General features: G+C 61.7%; 19 protein-coding genes. 10 read left to right on the top strand and 9 right to left on the bottom strand.

The annotated features are described in order from the left end of the window. Positions 1 to 35 precede the first annotated feature (35 nt). Positions 36 to 644 (bottom strand): LemA family protein, encoded by a 609-nt coding sequence (locus tag KI235_RS07120; RefSeq protein WP_003198691.1) that lies wholly within the window; start codon positions 642 to 644, stop codon positions 36 to 38. 251 nt (positions 645 to 895) lie between these two features. On the opposite strand from KI235_RS07120, the gene bglX reads away from it, so the two are divergent. Next, positions 896 to 3,187: a beta-glucosidase BglX gene (bglX, locus tag KI235_RS07115; RefSeq protein ID WP_003198689.1), complete on the top strand. Its 2,292-nt coding sequence runs from the start codon at positions 896 to 898 to the stop codon at positions 3,185 to 3,187. Between the two features lie 132 nt (positions 3,188 to 3,319). Here bglX and KI235_RS07110 read toward each other — a convergent pair whose 3' ends face one another. From KI235_RS07110 to KI235_RS07090, 5 genes are all read right to left on the bottom strand, one after another. Continuing rightward, positions 3,320 to 4,477 carry a phosphatidylserine/phosphatidylglycerophosphate/cardiolipin synthase family protein gene (locus KI235_RS07110; RefSeq protein ID WP_003198687.1) on the bottom strand — a complete coding sequence of 386 codons (1,158 nt, stop codon included), beginning with the start codon at positions 4,475 to 4,477 and terminating at the stop codon, positions 3,320 to 3,322. Between the two features lies 1 nt (position 4,478). After that, positions 4,479 to 5,069 (bottom strand): YceI family protein, encoded by a 591-nt coding sequence (locus tag KI235_RS07105; protein WP_003198685.1) that lies wholly within the window; start codon positions 5,067 to 5,069, stop codon positions 4,479 to 4,481. A 148-nt stretch (positions 5,070 to 5,217) separates the two neighbouring features. Beyond that, complete coding sequence (locus KI235_RS07100; protein WP_003198684.1) at positions 5,218 to 5,529, bottom strand: hypothetical protein; 312 nt, start codon at positions 5,527 to 5,529, stop codon at positions 5,218 to 5,220. Next, the gene (locus KI235_RS07095; protein WP_027911687.1) at positions 5,526 to 6,620 is read right to left on the bottom strand and encodes a serine hydrolase; all 1,095 of its coding nucleotides are present in this window, start codon (positions 6,618 to 6,620) and stop codon (positions 5,526 to 5,528) included. Before KI235_RS07095 ends, KI235_RS07100 begins: the two co-directional genes overlap by 4 nt. A 183-nt stretch (positions 6,621 to 6,803) precedes the next feature. Then, positions 6,804 to 7,676: an acyl-CoA dehydrogenase gene (locus KI235_RS07090; RefSeq protein WP_003198681.1), complete on the bottom strand. Its 873-nt coding sequence runs from the start codon at positions 7,674 to 7,676 to the stop codon at positions 6,804 to 6,806. A gap of 143 nt (positions 7,677 to 7,819) precedes the next feature. On the opposite strand from KI235_RS07090, the gene olsB reads away from it, so the two are divergent. Together olsB and KI235_RS07080 are read left to right on the top strand one after the other, a co-directional pair. After that, positions 7,820 to 8,575, top strand: a complete 756-nt coding sequence (olsB, locus tag KI235_RS07085) for an L-ornithine N(alpha)-acyltransferase (protein ID WP_003198679.1) — start codon at positions 7,820 to 7,822, stop codon at positions 8,573 to 8,575. Then, positions 8,575 to 9,369 carry a lysophospholipid acyltransferase family protein gene (locus KI235_RS07080; protein WP_003198676.1) on the top strand — a complete coding sequence of 265 codons (795 nt, stop codon included), beginning with the start codon at positions 8,575 to 8,577 and terminating at the stop codon, positions 9,367 to 9,369. The genes olsB and KI235_RS07080 overlap by 1 nt, the downstream gene beginning before the upstream one ends. Positions 9,370 to 9,482: 113 nt before the next feature. On the opposite strand, the gene KI235_RS07075 is transcribed toward KI235_RS07080, so the two are convergent. Beyond that, entirely contained in the window at positions 9,483 to 10,067 is a 585-nt protein-coding gene (locus tag KI235_RS07075; RefSeq protein WP_003198674.1) for an ACP phosphodiesterase, read from the bottom strand. A gap of 156 nt (positions 10,068 to 10,223) precedes the next feature. On the opposite strand from KI235_RS07075, the gene KI235_RS07070 reads away from it, so the two are divergent. The 4 genes from KI235_RS07070 to KI235_RS07055 all read left to right on the top strand — a co-directional run bounded on the left by KI235_RS07070 (position 10,224) and on the right by KI235_RS07055 (position 13,604). Beyond that, the gene (locus KI235_RS07070) at positions 10,224 to 10,526 is read left to right on the top strand and encodes a metalloregulator ArsR/SmtB family transcription factor (RefSeq protein ID WP_003198672.1); all 303 of its coding nucleotides are present in this window, start codon (positions 10,224 to 10,226) and stop codon (positions 10,524 to 10,526) included. Positions 10,527 to 10,544: 18 nt separating this feature from the next. Next, on the top strand, positions 10,545 to 11,711 hold the full coding sequence (locus KI235_RS07065; RefSeq protein ID WP_003198670.1) for an MFS transporter: 1,167 nt from the start codon (positions 10,545 to 10,547) through the stop codon (positions 11,709 to 11,711). A gap of 33 nt (positions 11,712 to 11,744) precedes the next feature. Then, complete coding sequence (locus KI235_RS07060; protein ID WP_003198668.1) at positions 11,745 to 12,794, top strand: alkene reductase; 1,050 nt, start codon at positions 11,745 to 11,747, stop codon at positions 12,792 to 12,794. 183 nt (positions 12,795 to 12,977) lie between these two features. Next, positions 12,978 to 13,604 (top strand): hypothetical protein, encoded by a 627-nt coding sequence (locus tag KI235_RS07055; RefSeq protein ID WP_013692457.1) that lies wholly within the window; start codon positions 12,978 to 12,980, stop codon positions 13,602 to 13,604. 212 nt (positions 13,605 to 13,816) lie between these two features. Here the strand turns inward: KI235_RS07055 and KI235_RS07050 are convergent, their stop codons facing one another. Then, a complete protein-coding gene (locus KI235_RS07050) occupies positions 13,817 to 14,449 on the bottom strand; it encodes a TetR family transcriptional regulator (RefSeq protein ID WP_003198664.1) in 633 nt (210 codons plus the stop codon). A gap of 264 nt (positions 14,450 to 14,713) precedes the next feature. Between KI235_RS07050 and KI235_RS07045 the strand changes: the two genes are divergently transcribed. From KI235_RS07045 to adeC, 3 genes are read left to right on the top strand one after another with little or no spacing between them, the layout of a single operon-like run. Then, a complete protein-coding gene (locus KI235_RS07045; RefSeq protein ID WP_003198662.1) occupies positions 14,714 to 15,871 on the top strand; it encodes an efflux RND transporter periplasmic adaptor subunit in 1,158 nt (385 codons plus the stop codon). A gap of 3 nt (positions 15,872 to 15,874) precedes the next feature. Continuing rightward, positions 15,875 to 19,039: an efflux RND transporter permease subunit EmhB gene (emhB, locus tag KI235_RS07040; RefSeq protein ID WP_003198660.1), complete on the top strand. Its 3,165-nt coding sequence runs from the start codon at positions 15,875 to 15,877 to the stop codon at positions 19,037 to 19,039. Beyond that, on the top strand, positions 19,036 to 20,493 hold the full coding sequence (adeC, locus tag KI235_RS07035; RefSeq protein WP_003198658.1) for an AdeC/AdeK/OprM family multidrug efflux complex outer membrane factor: 1,458 nt from the start codon (positions 19,036 to 19,038) through the stop codon (positions 20,491 to 20,493). The genes emhB and adeC overlap by 4 nt, the downstream gene beginning before the upstream one ends. 213 nt (positions 20,494 to 20,706) lie before the next feature. Here the strand turns inward: adeC and KI235_RS07030 are convergent, their stop codons facing one another. Next, positions 20,707 to 21,057, bottom strand: a complete 351-nt coding sequence (locus tag KI235_RS07030; RefSeq protein ID WP_028236963.1) for a DUF6124 family protein — start codon at positions 21,055 to 21,057, stop codon at positions 20,707 to 20,709. Positions 21,058 to 21,498 lie beyond the last annotated feature (441 nt).

Genomic DNA, 21,498 nt, shown 5'->3' with positions numbered 1-21,498 from the left:
AGCTTTGCTCCCACAGGCTCGCTCCCACAGTTTTTTCAGAACTTCACTTCAGGGGCTTTTTCGGCATTGGGGCTGGTGGCCTCGAAGGTTTCGCGGATCGGCAGGTCGCTGTACATCACGCTGTGCCACAGGCGCCCCGGGAACGTGCGGATCTCGGTGTTGTACTTCTGCACAGCCAGGATGAAGTCGCGGCGGGCCACGGCGATGCGGTTCTCGGTGCCTTCAAGCTGCGATTGCAACGCCAGGAAGTTCTGGTTGGCCTTGAGGTCCGGGTAACGCTCGGACACCACCATCAGCCGGCTCAACGCGCCGGTCAGCTGGTCCTGGGCCTGCTGGAACTGCTTGAGTTTTTCCGGGTTGTCCAGGGTGCTGGCGTCGACCTGGATCGACGTCGCCTTGGCCCGCGCTTCAATCACTGCGGTCAGGGTTTCCTGCTCGTGCTGGGCGTAGCCCTTGACGGTTTCCACCAGGTTGGGAATCAGGTCGGCGCGGCGCTGGTACTGGTTCTGCACCTGGCCCCAGGCGGCCTTGGCCTGTTCGTCCAGGGTCGGGATGTTATTGATGCCGCAACCGGCCAGCAACGTAGTGAGCAGCATCAGGGCCAGCATCGGCAAGCTGCGAAGGTGGTTCAGTCGTGGATTCATCGGGTGGAGCTCTCCGTTGCATGACATTGGAAAAACACGGCCACCTATCTCACCGGCGCCTGGGGCATAATCTGCCGCCGCACTGGATTGAAACGGGTCGATGGGCTAAAAGATGCGCAGTGCGAAACTAAGTTCAGCCCAATGGGTTCGAAAGTGTGCTGCATTTAACTGAACAACAATAGCCGCTCCTCACATTTTGGCTGACCGGCGTGTCCTGATCACCGCCCTTTAGGCTTGCGAGAAAATTATTCATGAAGAAGCTGTGTTTGCTGGGCCTGTTTGTCAGTCTGGCCAGTCACCCCGTATTTGCCGACAACCTGCCAGCCCCCATAGAGAACAAGGACGCCTTCATCAGCAACCTGATGAAGCAGATGACCCTCGAAGAGAAGATCGGCCAATTGCGCCTGATCAGCATCGGCCCGGAAATGCCCCGGGAGATGATTCGCAAGGAAATCGCCGCCGGCAACATCGGTGGCACGTTCAACTCCATCACCCGCGATGAAAACCGTCCGATGCAGGACGCGGCCATGCGCAGCCGGTTGAAGATCCCGATGTTCTTCGCCTATGACGTGATCCACGGCCACCGCACGATTTTCCCGATTCCCCTGGCCCTGGCCTCGAGCTGGGACATGGACGCGATCTACCACTCCGGCCGCATCGCGGCCAAGGAAGCGGCCGCCGACAGCCTGGACATCACCTTCGCGCCGATGGTCGATATTTCCCGCGACCCGCGCTGGGGCCGCACCTCCGAAGGTTTCGGCGAGGACACCTACCTGGTGTCGCGCATCGCCGGGGTGATGGTCAAGGCGTTCCAGGGCAACGGCGCCAACGCGGCCGACAGCATCATGGCCAGCGTCAAGCACTTCGCCCTGTACGGCGCGGTGGAAGGCGGCCGGGACTACAACACCGTGGACATGAGTCCGCTGAAAATGTACCAGGACTACCTGCCCCCCTACCGCGCCGCCATCGACGCGGGTGCCGGTGGGGTGATGGTCGCGCTGAACTCCATCAACGGCGTGCCGGCCACGGCCAACACCTGGCTGATGAACGACCTGCTGCGCAAGGAATGGGGCTTCAAGGGCCTGGCGGTCAGTGACCACGGCGCCATCTTCGAACTGATCAAGCACGGCGTCGCCAAGGACGGTCGCGAAGCGGCGAAACTGGCGATCAAGGCCGGCATCGACATGAGCATGAACGACTCGCTCTATGGCAAGGAACTGCCAGGCTTGCTCAAGGCCGGTGAAATCGAGCAGAGCGACATCGACAACGCCGTGCGCGAAGTGCTCGCGGCCAAATACGACATGGGCCTGTTCAAGGACCCGTACCTGCGCATCGGCAAGGCCGAGGACGACCCGGCCGACACCTACGCCGAAAGCCGCCTGCACCGCTCCGATGCCCGTGACGTGGCGCGCCGCAGCCTGGTCCTGCTGGAAAACCGCAACCAGACCCTGCCCCTGAAGAAGACGGCGAAAATCGCCCTGGTCGGCCCGTTGGCCAAGGCACCGATCGACATGATGGGCAGTTGGGCTGCGGCCGGGCGGCCGGCGCAGTCGGTCACCCTGTTCGACGGCATGACCCGCGCCCTGGGCGCTGACTCGAAGCTGATCTACGCCCGTGGCGCCAACATCACCGGCGACAAGAAGGTGCTCGACTACCTGAACTTCCTCAACTTCGATGCCCCGGAAGTGGTAGACGACCCGCGTCCGGCCCAGGTGCTGATCGACGAAGCGGTAAAAGCCGCCAAGGATGCCGATGTGGTGGTGGCCGCCGTAGGCGAGTCCCGTGGCATGTCTCATGAATCGTCGAGCCGTACCGACCTGAACATCCCGGCCAGCCAACGCGAGCTGATCAAGGCCTTGAAGGCTACCGGCAAGCCTCTGGTGCTGGTGCTGATGAATGGCCGTCCGCTGGCGTTGCTGGACGAGAAGCAGCAGGCCGATGCGATCCTGGAAACCTGGTTCAGCGGCACCGAAGGCGGCAACGCCATCGCCGACGTGCTGTTCGGCGACTACAACCCATCGGGCAAACTGCCGATCACCTTCCCACGCTCGGTGGGGCAGATTCCGACCTACTACAACCACCTGAGCATCGGCCGGCCATTCACGCCGGGCAAGCCGGGCAACTACACCTCGCAGTATTTCGATGACACCACCGGCCCGCTCTATCCGTTCGGTTACGGCTTGAGCTACACCGAGTTCAGCCTGTCGGACATGGCCCTGTCGTCGACCACGCTGAACAAGACCGGCAAGCTCGATGCCAGCGTGACATTGGAAAACACCGGCAAGCGTGACGGCGAAACCGTGGTGCAGCTGTACATCCAGGATGTGACCGGCTCGATCATTCGCCCGGTGAAGGAACTGAAGAACTTCCGCAAGGTGATGCTCAAGGCCGGCGAGAAGAAAGTCATCCACTTCACCATCACCGAGGACGACCTGAAGTTCTTCAATGCCCAACTCAAGTACGCGGCGGAACCGGGCAAGTTCAACGTGCAGATCGGCCTGGATTCCCAGGACGTGAAGCAGCAGAGTTTTGAGTTGCTCTGATCCCCAGGCAACACAAGAACCATGTGGGAGCGAGCTTGCTCGCGATAGCGGCTTAACATTCAACTCAGATGTTGAATATCAGACCGCCATCGCGAGCAAGCTCGCTCCCACAGTTGTATCTGGGTGTTCGGGCTAGCCGCGTCGATCCAGCAAGTTCACCACCACCCGATCCACCAACCCCCACACCCGCTGCTTGAAGCGCTTCCACAATGGCCGGCGCTGCCAGGCGTCGAGGCTGACTTGCAGGCTCTGGGTGAAGTCCCGCTCGAAACTGGCCGCCACTGCACTGCTGAGCCTGGAATCCAGGGCTTCGAGGTTGGCTTCCAGGTTGAAGCGCAGGTTCCAGTGATCGAAATTGCAGGAGCCGATGCTGACCCAGTCGTCCACCAGCACCATCTTCAGGTGCAGGAAACACGGCTGGTATTCGAAGATTTTCACGCCAGCCTTGAGCAATCGCGGGTAGTAACGGTGCCCGGCGTAGCGCACGGACGGGTGATCGGTGCGCGGGCCGGTCAGCAGCAGGCGCACGTCGATGCCGCGGGCGGCGGCCTTGCGCAAGGAACGGCGCACGTTCCAGGTCGGCAAAAAATACGGCGTCGCCATCCAGATGCGTTTCTGGCCGCTGTTCAATGCCCGCGACAGCGATTGCAGGATGTCGCGATGCTGGCGGGCGTCGGCATACGCCACCCGGCCCATGCCCTCACCCACCGGTGGTACGCGCGGCAGACGCGGCAAGCCGAAGTTGGACGCCGGTTTCCAGGCTCGCCGATGGCGGTTGGCGAGCCACTGGCGGTCGAACAGCAACTGCCAGTCGAGCACCAGCGGGCCGACTATTTCCACCATCACCTCGTGCCACTCACTGCGGTCGTCGAGGGGGTTCCAGAATTCATCGGTCACCCCGGTGCCGCCAACCACCGCCAAGCGTTGGTCTACCAACAACAGCTTGCGGTGATCCCGGTAAAGGTTGCGCACCCAGCGGCGCCAGCTCAGGCGATTGTAGAAACGCAACTCCACCCCAGCCTCGGTCAGACGCTTGCGCAGGGCCAGGGTAAACGCCAGGCTGCCGTAGTCATCGAACAGGCACCGCACGCGAACGCCACGCTCGGCGGCCTGCACCAGCGCCTGGACCATCGCCTCGGCGCAAGTACCCGCCTCCACCAGATAGAGTTCCAGCTCGACCTGTTCCTGGGCACGGGCGATTTCCACCAGCATGCGCGGGAAGAACTGCGGGCCATCGATCAACAGCTCGAAGCGATTGCCTTCTCGCCAGGGAAAAACCGCGCCGCTCATGTCAGCGCGCCGTGAAAATCAGCACCGCATTCACCGGCACCGAGAGGCTGATGGCCGACAACCCGGCCAGGTTTCGCAGCTTTTCCAGCCCCGGCGCCAGATCGAAATCCGCCGCGTTGAGCACCACCGGTTCCAGGGTCACCACTTGGAAGCGGCGTTCGTCCAGGCGCGTCGCCAGCAGTTCGACGTTGTATTCGTGCTGCTTGCCGTGCAGGTTCACCGTCAGCGGCAGGCGCAATTCCAACTGCGCGCCGCTGGCCAGGTCCTGGATCGGCGCCAGGTCGATCTTGGCGGTGACGGTGGCTTCGGCAAATTGTTTGATCTCGAACAGCTCGGCCCGCATGCGCTCATCGCGCAGAGGAATGCCGCTGTTGATGGATTCCAGCTCCACTTCCAGGCGCGCCAAGCCCTCGGGCTGGACTTGACCGTGCAGCACCAGGAAACGCTGGACCTCGGAAACATTGCCGTTTTTGCTGCTGATAAACGACAGCCGCGACGACTCGCCGTCCAGGTACCAGTCGGCCTGGGCTGGCAGCGCGGCGCAGGCCAGCAGCAAGCTGGCGGCAGCGTGAGGGAAAAACCGCTTGAACATACACACTCGCAGGGGCACATAAACCTGTGGCGAACCTTAACCGGGCCGAGGGCGCTTGCAAACTGTCTGTTTCAACAACTGCCCAGGAATACAGAGAACCTGGGGTGAAGGGGTTTATCTATGGGAGCAGGGCTTGCCAAAGGTTGGTTCAGGGCTCCAACCGACACCCCTGCCGCTCCCCCATCCACCGCGCGCTGTTGCTACGCCCCAACCCGCTGACGGTGATGCGTTTCGCTTCAGCGGTCTCGAGAAAGTCGCTGATGGGCACCGACTGCTTCACATAGCCACGGCAGTAGTCCGCCGATTGCTCCATCACGTAGCGGCACGAGCAGTATTCCTTGGCGGTGTAGGCACTGATGATGTCGGGGAAGGCCCGCAATGCCACCCGCTCCAGCCAGACCCAACTGAACAGGGCGATGAGCAGCACCGACAACAGGGTGAGCAACACTTTGCGCTTCATGGTTGCACCGTCCCGGCGAACGCCGCCATGGCGCGCTTGAGCAGTTCGTTATGGCGATAGCTGCCGTCGCGGTCGTCGCCGTAGCGCACAATCACCAGTTTGGCGCTGGGGATGACATACAGCGCCTGGCCCCAATGGCCCAGCGCGGCAAAGGTATCCGGCGGCGCATCGGGCCAGGGGTGGATTGCCGGATCGGCGGCGCGGTTGAGCCACCAATGCCCGCCGGGCACGGCTTCGTCCTGGCCGGCCTGGAAGTGGGCAAAAGGCTGGCGATTGAACGCGACCCACGCCATGGGTACCAGTTGCCGTTCGCCCCAGCGGCCGTCCCGCTGCATCAACAACCCGACACGCGCCAGGTCCCGTGCGGTGAGGTAGGCATAGGACGATCCCACGAACGTGCCGCTGGCGTCGGTTTCCCAAGTGGCGTGGCGGATGCCGAGGGGTTCGAACAAGGCCGTCCAGGGGTAGTCGGGGTAGCGCGCCGGGCCGACGATGGTTTTCAAGGCCGCCGCCAGCAAGTTGCTGTCACCGCTGGAATAACGGAACGCCTGCCCCGGCGGACTGGCGCTTTCATGCTGCGCAGTGAACGCCGCCATGTCATGACGCCCACGGGTATAAAGCATCGCCACCACTGAAGAGTTGAGCGGCGCGTATTCGTAGTCTTCCTGCCAGTCCAGGCCTGAGGCCCAGTGGAAAAGATCGGCCAGGGTCAGGCCCGGGTGCCGGCTCAGTGGCGGGTAGTACTTGGCGGCCGGGTCTTGCAGGCCAAACAGTTTTTCACCGTAGGCCACGCCGAACACCGTCGCCAGCAGGCTTTTGCTGATGGACCAGGTCAGGTGCGGGGTCTGGGCAGTGGTCGGAGCGGCATAGCGTTCGTAGACCAGCCGACCGTCCTGGATCACCAGCAGCGCGTCGGTGCGAATGCCCTCGCGGCTCGCATCGTCCCGGGGTGGGAAGGCGTATCGCTCCAAGGCTTCGATGGCCGGCCCGCTCGGGGTCGGGCCACTTGGCCATTGCTCGCCGGGCCAGTCTTCGGCGTGGGCGCTCAGGTTGAGCAACAGCAGCGGGATCAGGAACCAGCCTTTGGACATGCTTGGGGCTCGCAGGATTGAACCTTCAGAGCCTATTCAGACTTGATGACAGTTTCGAGGCTTGTGTGACCCCCTGTGGGAGCGAGCTTGCTCGCGATAGCTGTTTGTCAGTCGCCATATGCTTAGCTGACACTCCGCTATCGCGAGCAAGCTCGCTCCCACAGGGGTCAGTCGCTTGAAGGACTAACCCAACGCCTTGGCCAAGCGCTTGGCCCGCGCCCCCGCCCCAATCTCCATCACGCCTTTATCCCGCGTCCACATCTCGCGCCACGTCGCAGGCCCGGCGGCCAGGGCAGCGTTGAGTTCGCCGTCGAGCCCCTGGAACTGGGCGAACAACCCGCCCAGCAGCACATGCCCGACCGCACTGGACGGGTTATGCCGACTCACCTCCGCGCAACCGGCGAGCAACGCCAGCAGGCGCAATTGCAGTGCCTGGGGCCAGGCAGATTCCTGCCCGACGCCATACAACCAGGCAGTCATAGCGCTGAGCACATAAAGGTCTTCCAGGGTGCGGAACGGTTTGACGTAGGCGTCCCAACCGTCGCCCGCCAGCAACTCGCACAACGCGCCGTCGAGCAGGACCCGGCCATGGCTGATGTCCGGCATCAGGGCAATGGCGGGCAGTTTTTCCAGGGTTACGCCGGGCTCACCCGCATAGGCCACTGCCAGGTTCAGCCGTGGCGTTTCACCGGGTGCTTCGCAGCGAGCGGCAATCAGCAGCCACTCGGCGGCATCGCCGGCGGTGACGAAATCCTTGCGTCCGCTCAGGCGCAAGTCGTCGAGGCGGGTTTGCATGTCCGCCGGGCGCAGGCTGCGCTGTTCGGTGGCACACAAGGCGCCGAGGCTCTGGGGCGCGCTGGGCCAAAGCACCCGCAGCGCCGCCTGATACCCCACCAGAAACGCCAGCCCCGGTGTCGCCATCAACCGCGCCCCGGTTACGGCCAGTTCGAACGGCGCCACCGGCCCCAAGCGTTGCAACAACGCAGCATAACCTTCGGCCAGGTCCGGATGGGCGGGCAGGCGTTCGCCGCGTTCGATCAGGGTGTGCCAGGGCATGGGGGCTCCTCGAGGGCTGTCATATAAGCATCACCAAAGCTTCATGGCGATGACACCGGGGCTACATAGCCTGACTTTGCACAACATGGCTGCATAAAGAAAGTCGACAGGCTGCAACTGAACAGCCCGCACGGAGATTCGCTATGACCCAGATCGCCCGCATCAGCGACACCGGCAATGAACGCCGCCTGCAAGCCGAACGCCTGATCGGCGCCCAAGCCTTGCAAGAAGCACAGGCCCTGCGTTTCAACGTCTTCAGCGGCGAATTCAACGCCAAGCTCAAGGGCGCGGAAATGGGTCTGGACATGGATGACTATGATGTTCACTGCGCCCACATCGGCGTACGCGACCTGAACACCGGCCGCCTCGTGGCGACCACTCGCCTGCTCGACCACCAGGCCGCCAGCAGCCTGGGCCGGTTCTACAGCGAAGAAGAATTCAGCCTCCACGGCCTGGTCCACCTCAAGGGCCCAATCCTGGAAATCGGTCGTACCTGCGTCGACCCGGCCTACCGCAACGGCGGCACCATCGCGGTGCTCTGGGGCGAACTGGCCGAAGTCCTGAACGAAGGCGGCTACAGCTACCTGATGGGCTGCGCGAGCATTCCGATGCAGGACGGCGGTATCCAGGCCCAGGCGATCATGCAGCGCCTGCGCGAACGCTACCTGTGCACCGAACACCTGCAAGCCGTGCCGAAAAAACCCTTGCCGACCCTGGACGTGCCGTCCAACGTCATCGCCGAGATGCCACCGCTGCTCAAGGCCTACATGCGCCTGGGCGCGAAGATTTGCGGCGAACCGTGCTGGGACGAGGATTTCCAGGTGGCCGACGTGTTCATCCTGCTCAAGCGCGACGAGCTCTGCCCGCGCTACGCCCGCCACTTCAAGGCGGCGGTCTGATGAGCCGGCTGCGGGTGTACGCGCGAATCGCGCGAGTATTGCTGGTGGTGGCGCTGGGCCTGAGCATGGCCAGCGTGTTCGGCCTGTTCGAACGTGCAGGAATCGCCAACTCGATGGTCCGTCGCCAGCGCTGGTCACGGTTCTTCATGGCACGGCTGAGCCGTGCCCTGCCCTTTTCAGTCACCGTCCACGGTCAACTGCCGCAACGGCCGATGCTGTGGGTCAGCAACCATGTTTCCTGGACCGACATCCCGTTGCTGGGGATGCTCACGCCGCTGTCGTTCCTGTCCAAGGCCGAAGTGCGCACCTGGCCGGTCGCCGGATGGCTGGCAGCCAAGGCCGGCAGCCTGTTTATCCGGCGCGGTTCGGGTGACAGCCAATTGATTCGCAAGCAAATGAGCCGCCACCTGGAACAAGCCCATCCGCTGTTGATGTTCCCGGAAGGCACCACCACCGATGGCCGCACCCTGCGCACCTTCCACGGCCGCTTGTTGTCGGCGGCCATCGATGCCGATGTCGCGTTGCAGCCGGTGGCGATCCGTTACCTGCGCAACGGCGAGCCGGATTCGCTGGCGCCGTTCATTGGCGATGATGATTTGCTGTCGCACCTGATGCGCTTGTTTGCCAATGATCGGGGTGAGGTGGAAATCCATCTGCTGGAACCGATTGCCTGCCACGGCCAGGAACGCGCGGCACTGGCATTCCAGGCGCAGCAGGCGGTGCACAAGGCGTTGTTCGGGGCGCTTCCAGAGAAACAGCAAGCGCCGATGCGACCTGCTGCGATTGCGGCCTGATTCGGATCGCTACGCAGCCCCTTGTGGGAGCGAGCTTGCTCGCGATAGCGGCTTAACATTCAGCAGATGTGCTGGCTGATACACCGCTATCGCGAGCAAGCTCGCTCCCACAATTAGTCCTGCAGCGTGACTTGGTTTTGAGCAAAATCCTGCAGTTGCGGGTAGAACAACCGAAAATCTTCGCTCAACGGCTCATAGAGCCTGATCAACTCCGGCATCGCCCCGGCCAGTTCCTCGGGCCGGGACAGGCGCCGGGAGATTCCCCGCAACACCTGCCCAAGCACCTCGAACTCTTGATAAGACCCCAGCCAGTCATCCGCCGCCATATGCGGCGCGATGTGCGCCAGGCGCCCCGGCAGCTGCGGTTCGGTGCCGAGTACCTGGTACACCCGGGAAGTGAACTCCAGCAGCGGCCCTTCGCTGTACAACGTCCAGTCCCGGGCCAGGCAGTGGTCGAAAAACACGTCGAGCACGATCCCGGCATAGCGCCGTCGCACGGTGGAAAAGCGCGACAGCGCGATGTCCACCACGGGATGGCGGTCGGTGTACATGTCAATGCGCCGATGCAGGGCAATCGCCGCTTCGATCCGTGGGTCGTAGAGCCCTTGCAGCGGTCCCTTGACGAAATCACCGTAGAGGCTGCCGAGCAGTTGTTCCCGGCCAGGGCCGCCGAGGTGCAGGTGCGCGAGATAGTTCATGGCCGCAGCTTAGCACCACCCTGCCAATATCGTTATAACCCGATATAGCGATTTGTTCGGCATTCAGATCAAATCCATATTTGTATATCGCGAAATAACGATTTAAGGTTCGCTCCATCGCGATATAGCGTTTTATCAACCCCGAGCTTGCCAACCATGACCCTCGACCTCGACGAAATAATAAAAGCCCTGGCGCACCCAGTACGGCGAGACATCCTCAACTGGCTCAAAGACCCCAAGGTCCAGTTCCCGGAACAGTTGCACAACCACGAATTCGGCATTTGCGCCGGACAGATCGACCAGCGTTGCGGCCTGTCGCAATCCACGGTGTCTGCGCACTTGGCGGTGTTGCAACGGGCGGGGCTGATCACCAGCCAGAAGGTCGGTCAATGGCACTTCTTCAAACGCAACGAGGAAGTGATCCAGCAGTTCCTCAAGCAAATGAGCCAAGAGCTCTGACCTGACAAGGACCTCATCATGCCCCTCTCACTCCTGATCCTGGCCCTGAGCGCCTTCGCCATCGGCACCACCGAGTTCGTCATAATGGGCCTGTTGCCCGACGTGGCGGCCGACCTGGGCGTGTCGATTCCTGGCGCCGGCTGGCTGGTGACCGGCTACGCCCTGGGCGTGGCCATCGGTGCGCCGTTCATGGCCCTGGCCACCGCCCGGCTGCCGCGCAAGGCCGCCCTGGTGGTGTTGATGGGGATTTTCATCGTCGGCAACCTGCTCTGCGCCATCGCCAGCGACTACAACGTGCTGATGTTCGCCCGGGTCGTCACGGCCCTGTGCCACGGCGCGTTCTTCGGTATCGGTTCGGTGGTGGCCGCCGGCCTGGTGGCACCCAACAAGCGCGCCTCGGCCGTGGCCTTGATGTTCACCGGCCTGACCCTGGCCAACGTGCTCGGCGTACCGCTGGGCACCGCACTGGGCCAGGAAGCCGGCTGGCGCTCGACCTTCTGGGCGGTGACTGTGATTGGCGTAATTGCGCTGATCGGCCTGATCCGCTTCCTGCCGGCCAAGCGCGATGAAGAAACACTCGATATGCGCTCGGAACTGGTAGCGCTCAAGGGGGCCGGCCTGTGGCTGTCCCTGAGCATGACCGCGCTGTTCTCCGCCTCGGTGTTCACCCTGTTTACCTATGTCGCCCCGCTGTTGGGTGAAGTGACCGGCGTATCGCCCCGCGGCGTGACCTGGACCCTGGTGCTGATCGGCCTGGGCCTGACCCTGGGCAACATCATCGGCGGCAAGCTGGCGGACAAGAGCCTGGCGAACACGCTGATGGGCGTCTTCCTCACCATGGCCGTGGTGTCCACCGTATTGAGCTGGACCAGCGTGGCGCTGATCCCCAGCGAAATCACCCTGTTCCTCTGGGCCACCGCCTGCTTCGCCGCCGTGCCGGCCCTGCAAGTCAACGTGGTGACCTTCGGCAAAGATGCGCCCAACCTGGTGTCCACCCTGAACATCGGCGCCTTCAACATCGGCAACGCCCTGGGCGCCTGGGTCGGCGGCAGTGTCATCGACCATGGCCTGGGCCTGACCTCCGTGCCCCTGGCCGCCGGCGCGCTGGCCGTGCTGGCGCTGCTGGTCACCCTGATCACTTTCCGCCAGGGCGGTAATGCCGACCTGGTGCCGGCAACTCACTGATTTTTAACCCTTCCACTTTCGAGGTTGTATTTCATGGCGACTATTTTCGACCCCATCAAACTCGGCGACATCGAGTTGAAGAACCGCATCATCATGGCCCCGCTCACCCGCTGCCGCGCCGACGCAGGTCGCGTGCCCAACGCGCTGATGGCCGAATATTACGTGCAACGCGCCTCCGCCGGCCTGATCCTCAGCGAAGCAACTTCGGTCACGCCGATGGGCGTGGGCTACCCGGACACCCCGGGCATCTGGTCCAACGACCAGGTGCGCGGCTGGTCCAACGTCACCAAGGCGATCCACGGCGCTGGCGGCAAGATCTTCCTGCAACTGTGGCACGTGGGCCGGATCTCCCACCCGTCGTACCTGAACGGCGAAACCCCGGTGGCGCCCAGCGCGATCCAACCCAAGGGCCACGTGAGCCTGGTGCGTCCGCTGGCCGACTACCCGACCCCACGCGCACTGGAAACCGCTGAAATCGCCGACATCGTCGAGGCGTACCGCGTCGGTGCCGAGAATGCCAAGGCTGCCGGTTTCGATGGCGTGGAAATCCACGGCGCCAACGGCTACCTGCTCGACCAGTTCCTGCAAAGCAGCACCAACCAGCGCACCGACAGCTACGGCGGCTCCCTGGAAAATCGTGCCCGCCTGCTGTTGGAAGTGACCGACGCGGCCATTGAAGTCTGGGGCGCCGGCCGGGTTGGCGTGCACCTGGCACCGCGCGCCGACTCCCATGACATGGGTGACGAGAACCGCCTGGAAACCTTCAGCTACGTGGCTCGCGAGCTGGGCAAGCGTGGCATCGCCTTCATCTGCTCCCGTGAAAAGGAAGGCGATGACAGCATCGGCCCGCAACTCAAGCAGGCTTTCGGCGGCCCGTACATCGCCAATGAACGCTTCACCAAGGACAGCGCCAATGCCTGGCTGGCCGAGGGCAAGGCCGATGCCGTGGCCTTCGGAGTGCCGTTCATTGCCAACCCGGACCTGCCAGCACGCTTGAAAGCCGATGCACCACTGAACGAAGCACATCCGGAAACCTTCTATGGCAAAGGGCCAGTGGGGTACATCGATTACCCTGTGCTCTAATTAATAGCCGGTAAAAAAAGCCCTGCCTCGAAAGAGCCAGGGCTTTTTATTTACCTTTAAATATCCGGTCAAACTTCCAAACTTTCTAAAAACCGTTCAACTCATCATATTATCGCCAACAACAAAACAAACCGAGCTGTCGCAGCACAGCCACTAACAACCAATATTGAAAAGGAATTCAAAGTGAACAACCTCACTGAAAACGCTCAACCGGTCAGCAGCAGTATTTACGAAAACCTACTCTCCCAATTCAACTACGCGCCACTGACGATCCTGTATGAATACATCAAGTCGCTCGACACGCAAGACTATACCCAGATGCTCAAGGCCTTGATGGAAAAGGCCAGGCAGAACGACGATGTCAACAGGCAGCTTCAAGCCTGGAGACAGGAAAGCGTGCGCCCAAACCGCAGCCGTTTCCTGGTGAAGTTAATCAATCATACCGACCAGCCCCTTGAAGTCGGCGAAAACGATCTCAGCTTGAATGCCGACGAGCAAGCGTTCATGAATATTCTCCCCTGGGATATCCAAGCCCTGAAGTTCGACTTCTTTTATTCCAGACCACTGGGCAGTCGCAGCAAGGATATATTCAAGCGCTTTATTATATTTGGCGACCAGGCTCTCGGCTTTCGCTTCGACTTCGGTTTACGCGTCAATACTTCTTTCGGTGTTATTTCACCAACGCTGACACCCGTCCGAACAAACAAGGTGGCCTCTATCGGCACAACCCCCATCAAATGCGTGACCCGGATCATTCATTCGTCCAATGAGGAACCGTATGGTTTTACCGTGGAGATCACACTGAGCTGAACAGGCGACCCCGTCAGATAGGTCTGACGGGGCATCTACCTACCGCTTCAGACGCCCTTGCCTGAGCGGAATTTTCATCCGTTTTGACAGGCGCGAAACAAATTTCCTACAAAATTCGCCGCTGATTGCCTATCAACCGCGCCAGTGTCGGTTTATAAAAGCATCCTTACGTGGACGTATTGACACAAACCGACGCAATTACGCATTTTGTTTCATTTGCGCAGGCTAGGGCTCAAGTGCAGCATGTCCAGCCCGATCTCCACCCAGCGCTCGGCCTCAGCCGCCAGGGCGAAGCTGTCGGGGGCCAGTAGCCATTGGTACAAGATGCCGTCGATGTAGGCATGAATGGCAACTGCCGCCCTTTCGGGATCCAGATCATCCGGCAACTGGCCGCGTTTCATCGCATTGCGCAACGACAGGGCGATGCGCACATTGCAGTCGAGGCTGACCTCGCGTCGCTGCTGGCGCAAATCGCACATTTCATCGGTGAATTCACACTTATGGAACAGAATCTCATTAATGCGCCGGGTTTTCGGGTCCAGGGCCACCTGCTGGAACAACCGTACCAGCAGCTTGCGAATACAGCCCAGCGGATCAAGCTCCTCTTCATTCTCACTGGCACGGGCCAACTCATCGAGCGGCTCGTGCAGGGTATCGAGCATGGCCTGGAGCAGGTCCGCCTTGTTGCTGAAGTGCCAATAGATGGCGCCGCGCGTCACTCCGGCCAGTGTCGCGATGTCGGCCAGGGTCGTACGCGCCACGCCTCGCTCGAAAAACGCCCTTTCGGCGGCTTCGAGTATCTGGCTGCGAGTCTCCTGGGCTTCCTCTTTGGTACGACGGACCATGGCAGTAAACACCTCAATCAGGATGCGTCAGCAATGCGTAAGAATCAGTTGGACAAAATATGAGGCGACGTCTCTTGGAACGCGTCCCCGATCTACGCTGGCCTTTGTCAGGCTTTTGTAAATCCGGATATTACGCAATTTGGCTGTTTACAAACAACCGTGTACGTAAGTATATTTCTTAGCATCCTACTAATTGAAATAGTGCGCCTTTTACCTTTCCACCTTTCGAGTGCGCCAGTTGCGCGCCTGGACCCGAGGATTTCCATGCAATTCAAGCCAGCTGTTACTGCCCTGGTTACTGCCATCGCCCTGGCATCGCTGCTCAGCGGATGCAAAAAGGAAGAGGCTGCACCTGCTCCTCCGCCTCCTCAGGTCGGCGTCGTAACCCTCAAGACCCAGCCTTTCACCCTGACGTCGGAGCTTCCGGGGCGCACCAGCGCGTTCCGCGTCGCGGAAGTACGTCCGCAGGTCAACGGCATCATTCTCAAGCGCCTGTTCAAGGAAGGCGCCGACGTCAAGGCCGGCCAGCAGTTGTACCAGATCGACCCGGCCGTCTATGAAGCGACCCTCAAGAGCGCCGAGGCCAACCTGCGTTCCACCAAGTCGATTGCCGACCGCTACAAGCAACTGGTGGACGAACAGGCGGTGAGCCGTCAGGAATACGACACCGCCGTGGCCAACCGCCTGGAGTCGGAAGCCAACCTGCAGACCGCCCAGATCAATGTGCGCTACACCAAGGTCTACGCGCCGATCTCCGGCCGTATCGGGCGTTCCTCGGTGACCGAAGGCGCATTGGTAAGCAATGGTCAGACCGACGCCCTGGCGACCATCCAGCAACTGGACCCGATCTACGTCGACGTGACGCAGAGCTCGGTCGAGCTGCTGCAACTGCGCCGCGAGCTGCAGAGTGGTCGTTTGCAGAAGGCCGGTGACAATGCAGCCATGGTCAAGCTGACCCTGGAAGACGGCAGCCAATACCCACACGAAGGCAAGCTGGAATTTTCCGAAGTGTCGGTCGACCAGACCACCGGTTCGGTGACCTTGCGCGCCGTATTCCCCAACCCTGACCACACCCTGCTGCCGGGCATGTTCGTCCATGCACAACTGCAGGCCGGCGTGAACAGCGCGGCGATCCTCGCCCCGCAACAAGGCGTGACCCGCGACCTCAAAGGCATGCCGACTGCCCTGGTGGTGGGCCCGGACAACAAGGTCGAGCTGCGTCAGCTCAAGGCCAGTCGCACCGTCGGCAGCCAGTGGCTGATCGAAGATGGGCTCAAGGCCGGCGACCGCCTGATCACCGAAGGGTTGCAATACGTACGGCCCGGAGTGGAAGTCAAAGCCACCGAAGCCACCAATGTCGATGCCAAGAACCCGGCCCCCGCTCAGGCAGCTGATAAAGCAGCCGGCGGCAAAGGGGAGTAAACCATGTCGAAATTTTTTATCGACCGTCCGATTTTCGCCTGGGTAATTGCCTTGGTGATCATGCTGGTCGGGGCTCTATCGATCCTCAAATTGCCGATCAACCAGTACCCGAGTATCGCGCCACCGGCCATTGCGATCCAGGTGACCTACCCGGGTGCGTCCGCGCAAACCGTGCAAGACACCGTGGTGCAGGTCATCGAGCAGCAACTCAACGGCATCGACAACCTGCGTTATGTGTCCTCGGAAAGTAACTCCGACGGCAGCATGACCATCACCGCGACCTTCGAACAGGGCACCAGCTCCGATACGGCGCAGGTCCAGGTCCAGAACAAGCTGAACCTGGCCACCCCGCTGCTGCCGCAAGAAGTGCAGCAGCAGGGTATCCGCGTGACCAAGGCCGTGAAGAACTTCCTGATGGTCATCGGCGTGGTGTCGCGCGACGGCAGCATGACCAAGGACGACTTGGCCAACTACATCGTTTCCAACCTGCAAGACCCTATCTCGCGTACCGCCGGTGTCGGTGACTTCCAGGTCTTCGGTGCCCAGTACGCCATGCGCATCTGGCTCGACCCGGCCAAGCTGAACAATTTCAACCTGACTCCGGTGGACGTCAAAAACGCCATTGCCGCGCAAAACGTCCAGATCTCGTCCGGCCAACTCGGCGGCTTGCCTGCCCTGCCCGGCCAGCAACTGAACGCCACCATCATCGGCAAGACTCGTTTGCAGACCGCCGAGCAGTTCAAGGCGATTCTGCTCAAGGTCAACCCGGACGGCTCGCAAGTGCGCGTCGGCGATGTTGCCGAAGTGGGTCTGGGTGGTGAGAACTACAGCGTCAGCGCCCAGTTCAACGGCGCCCCGGCGTCGGGCCTGGCGGTAAAACTGGCCAACGGTGCCAACGCCCTCGACACGGCCAAGGCCCTGCGCAAGACCATCGACGACCTCAAGCCGTTCTTCCCGCAAGGCGTGGAAGTGGTGTTCCCGTACGACACCACGCCGGTGGTGAGCGAATCGATCAAGGGTGTGGTTGAAACCCTGGTCGAAGCGGTCGTGCTGGTGTTCCTGGTGATGTTCCTGTTCCTGCAGAACTTCCGCGCGACCATCATCACCACGATGACGGTGCCGGTGGTGTTGCTGGGTACCTTCGGGATCCTCGCGGCGTTCGGCTTCAGCATCAACACCCTGACCATGTTCGGCATGGTGCTGGCCATCGGCTTGCTGGTGGACGACGCCATCGTCGTGGTGGAAAACGTCGAACGGGTGATGAGCGAAGAAGGCCTGTCACCCAAGGAAGCCACCAAGAAATCCATGGGCCAGATCCAGGGCGCCCTGGTAGGTATCGCCCTGGTGCTTTCGGCGGTACTGCTGCCGATGGCGTTCTTCAGTGGCTCCACGGGGGTGATCTACAAGCAGTTCTCCATCACCATCGTCTCGGCCATGGCCTTGTCGGTCATGGTGGCCTTGATCTTCACCCCGGCCCTGTGCGCCACCATGCTCAAGGCGATCCCCAAGGGTGAGCACGGCACGCCGAAACGCGGCTTCTTCGGCTGGTTCAACCGCAACTTCGACCGTGGCGTGCGCAGCTACGAGCGTGGTGTGGGCAATATGCTCAAGCACAAGGCCCCGTACCTGCTGGCCTACGTGCTCATCGTGGTTGGCATGATCTGGCTGTTCACCCGCATCCCGACTGCGTTCCTGCCCGAAGAAGACCAGGGCGTACTGTTCGCCCAGGTACAAACGCCGGCGGGCTCCAGTGCCGAGCGTACCCAGGTGGTGGTGGACAAGATGCGCGAGTTCCTGTTGCGCCCCAGCAAGGACGGCGGTGAAGGCGATGCGGTGGCCTCGGTATTTACCGTGACCGGCTTCAACTTCGCCGGTCGTGGCCAGAGCTCCGGCATGGCGTTCATTATGCTCAAGCCATGGGAAGAGCGTAACGCCGACAACAGCGTGTTCAAACTCGCGGCCCGCGCCCAGCAGCACTTCTTCACGTTCCGTGATGCGATGGTGTTCGCCTTTGCTCCGCCAGCGGTACTGGAGCTGGGTAACGCCACTGGTTTCGACGTGTTCCTGCAGGACCGTGCCGGCATTGGCCACGATAAGTTGATGCAAGCCCGTAACCAGTTCCTGGGAATGGCATCCCAAAGCAAGATCCTGTCCCAGGTGCGTCCAAACGGCCTGAACGACGAGCCGCAATACCAACTGGAAATCGATGACGAGAAGGCCAGCGCGCTGGGCATCACCTTGTCGGACATCAACAACACCCTGTCGATTGCCCTGGGCAGTAGCTACGTGAACGACTTCATCGACCGTGGTCGGGTGAAGAAGGTGTATGTACAGGGTCAACCCGGCGCTCGCATGAGCCCGGAAGACCTGAAGAAATGGTACGTGCGCAACAGCGCCGGGACCATGGTGCCGTTCACGGCATTCGCCAAGGGCGAGTGGGTCTATGGCTCGCCGAAACTGGCCCGATACAACGGCGTGGAAGCGATGGAAATACTTGGCGCCCCCGCCCCGGGTTACTCCACTGGCGAAGCCATGGCCGAAGTCGAAGCCATCGCCAAGAAGCTGCCGGCCGGGGTTGGTATTTCCTGGACGGGCCTGTCCTACGAGGAGCGCCTGTCGGGCTCCCAGGCACCTGCGTTGTACGCCCTGTCGCTGCTGATGGTGTTCCTGTGCCTGGCGGCGCTGTATGAAAGCTGGTCGATTCCGATCGCGGTCATGCTCGTGGTGCCGCTGGGGATCATCGGTGCCCTGATGGCGACCAGCCTGCGCGGCCTGTCCAACGACGTGTACTTCCAGGTGGGCTTGTTGACAACCATCGGTTTGGCGGCGAAAAACGCCATTCTGATCGTCGAGTTTGCCAAGGAACTTCATGAGCAGGGCCGCACGCTGATGGAAGCCGCGATCGAAGCCTGCAGGATGCGTCTGCGGCCGATCATCATGACGTCCCTGGCATTCATCCTCGGGGTAGTCCCGTTGGCCATATCCACCGGTGCCGGTTCGGGCAGCCAGCACGCCATCGGTACCGGCGTGATTGGCGGTATGCTCACCGCTACCATCCTGGCAATCTTCTGGGTGCCATTGTTCTTCGTGACGGTGTCGTCAATGGGTCGTCGCAAACCTATCGACCAGGACGACACTCCTGAAACTTCTAAAGAGGCTGGCCAATGAGCAAGTCGCTACTCTCCCTGACCATCGCCGCCGTCGTGCTCAGCGGTTGCTCGCTGATCCCCGACTATCAGCGGCCCGAAACACCGGTCGCGGCGCAATACCCGCAAGGGCCGGCCTACGAGGCGGCCAATGCGCCCGGCCAGGCCGCCGCCGAGCAAGGCTGGAAGCAGTTTTTCCATGATCCGACCCTGCAACAGCTGATCCAGGTCGCGCTGGAAAACAACCGCGACCTGCGCGTCGCGGCACTGAACATCGATGCCTATGCCGCGCAATACCGCATCCAGCGCGCGGACCTCTTCCCGGCGGTCTCGGCCACCGGCTCCGGCAGCCGCCAGCGGGTACCGGCACGAGCTTCGCAAAGCGGTGAAGCGGCCATCAGCAGCTCCTACTCGGCCACCCTGGGCATCAGCGCCTATGAACTGGACCTGTTCGGTCGGGTTCGCAGCCTGAGCGAGCAAGCGCTGCAAAGCTACTTCGCCACCGAAGAAGCCCGTCGCAGCACCCAGATCAGCCTGGTGGCCAACGTCGCCAATGCCTACCTGACCTGGCAAGCCGACAAGGAACTGCTCAAGCTGACCCAGGAAACCCTCGGAGCCTACGAGCAAAGCTTCAAGCTGACCTCGCGCAGCGCCGAAGTCGGCGTGTCCTCGGCCCTGGACCTGAGCCAGGCGCGCACCGCCGTGGAAAACGCCCGTGTGCAACTGGCCCGCTACACCCGCCAGGTCGCACAGGACGAAAACAGCCTGACCCTGCTGCTGGGCACCGGCCTGCCGGCGAACCTGAGCTCGCAACCGTTGAACGATGACCTGCTCAGCGAAGTGCCGGCCGGGCTGCCGTCGGACCTGCTGCAACGTCGTCCGGACATCCTCCAGGCCGAACGCAACCTGCTGGCCGCCAACGCCAACATCGGCGCCGCGCGGGCCGCGTTCTTCCCGAGCATCAGCCTGACGGCCAACGCCGGCACCCTGAGCCCGGACCTGTCCGGCCTGTTCAAGGGTGGTTCGGGCACCTGGACCTTCGCGCCGCAAATCAACCTGCCGATCTTCAACGCCGGCAGTCTGCGTGCGAGCCTGGACTACGCCAAGATCCAGAAAGACATCAACGTCGCGCAGTACGAGAAATCGATTCAGACGGCGTTCCAGGAAGTCTCCGACGGCCTGGCCGCGCGCCAGACCTACAACGAACAGTTGCAGGCCCAGACCGACTTCGTCGCCGCCAACCAGGATTACTACCGCCTGGCCGAGCGTCGCTACCGTATCGGCGTCGACAGCAACCTGACCTTCCTCGACGCCCAACGCCAGTTGTTCAGCGCGCAACAGTCGCTGATCACTGACCGTCTTGCGCAACTGACCAGTGAGGTCAATCTGTACAAGGCATTGGGCGGTGGTTGGAATGCCGAGACGGGCAAGAACGAACCGGTGAAAGAAGAAGCGCCGAAGATGAAATTGTTCTGATTTGATGCCTGAAGACTGAAACACGAAGCCCACCGAAAGGTGGGCTTTTTGTTTGTGTGCGCTTTAACGCTGGCCTATGTGGGAGCAAGGCTTGCCCGCGATGAAGGCGATGCGGGCTTTCAGGAGCCGAGGCGCCTGTTTCGCGAGCAAGCTTTGCTCCCACAGCCCAGCGGGGCGATGCGACGCTTCGCTAAATCCCCTCGCCACACTTGGTTAACGCGGGTCGACGAGATCCAGCGCTCGATTGGCCAACAACTCACTCAAGTCAATCATCTGCGCCACGCCGAGCGCGACATGCCGCCGCGAGCCTTCCAGATCGAACGCCAGGTCGTTGACCATGGCACTGGCTGAGGCCAGGGTTTCGCTGAGGTTCGCCAGTAGACATTCGGTGTCGAGGGTATCGATGACGGTGAAAACTTGAGTTGAGGTTTTTGGCTTGGGATCAGGGTGGGTGCCCAGATGGTAATCGAGTGCTCGGTCTGCGGCCTCTTGGAGCTTTTCTGGATCGGGGTCGTTGTAGGGGAAGGTGCTCTCTGATGGCGAAGAAGGATGATGTTTTTTCATAACGGCGCTCCTGCATCAATTGGAGCCCGAGACATTAGGTCCGGGCGCTGGCGCCTAACGAATTCGGCGGGCTTGCAGTCCCGGTCGCTGAATGGGCAGCGACACGAACAAGCTAGAGATACCGCTTCCGAGCAGCAACCTTAAAACCTCGTCGGAAAAGTCGCCGCGTCTGTCAGACCGGCCACAAATCCTGTGGGAGCAAGGCTTGCCCGCGATGGCGGCCTTACGGCTGGCCAAGATTCTGTTGATCGGGTACATATCCATTGCTGCGGTCACGGCGGCTTAGGGTTCCGCCCTGACGGCGGCTCACTTTTGAGAAGCCCGGAAGCCGGCCCAGTCAAAAGTAAACAAAACGCTCCTGCCCCACCACTCGGTGCCTCGCCTAGGCTCGGCATGCCTGAACGAAAGCATTGCTCCGTGGGCCGCCGCGAAGGGCCATCG

This window comes from Pseudomonas sp. St386 (assembly GCF_018325865.1).
Lineage (GTDB): Bacteria > Pseudomonadota > Gammaproteobacteria > Pseudomonadales > Pseudomonadaceae > Aquipseudomonas > Aquipseudomonas brassicacearum.
Note: the sequence above shows the minus strand (reverse complement) of the source record. Positions and strands in the feature narration are given on the sequence as shown.